Source organism: Salifodinibacter halophilus (assembly GCA_012999515.1).
Classification (GTDB): Bacteria; Pseudomonadota; Gammaproteobacteria; order Nevskiales; family Salinisphaeraceae; genus Salifodinibacter; species Salifodinibacter halophilus.
In genome coordinates this window covers 1-248 of the sequence record JABEEB010000508.1, presented here as the reverse complement: position 1 = coordinate 248, position 248 = coordinate 1, and the positions used below count along the sequence as shown (strand labels likewise).

The following is a 248-nucleotide window of genomic DNA, read 5'->3' as shown; positions in this document are numbered from 1 at the left end:
CGGCCGCGGCCGCGTCGAAGTCGCGGGCCTGGCGCCTGCCGAAGTGACGGCCGGCGATGCGCTCTTCATTCCCGCCGACGCCGCGCAACGCATCGCCAACCTCGGCGACGACGACCTCGTGTTCCTCGCGATCTGCACCCCGCGCTTCGTGCCCGAATGCTACGAAGACCTCGAGCCGGAGGCCGCATGAGCGCCGCGCCCGACCTGAGCCAGCGCTACCTCGGTTGCCTGCTCGGCCTGGCCTGCGG

The 248-nt window shown here is 72.6% G+C and carries 1 protein-coding gene; it reads left to right on the top strand.

Annotated features, from left to right (window positions below; translation table 11 throughout):
* The coding region (locus HKX41_12640) for a cupin domain-containing protein (protein ID NNC24982.1) at positions 1-190 on the top strand (190 nt) is incomplete at its 5' end.
* Positions 191-248 lie beyond the last annotated feature (58 nt).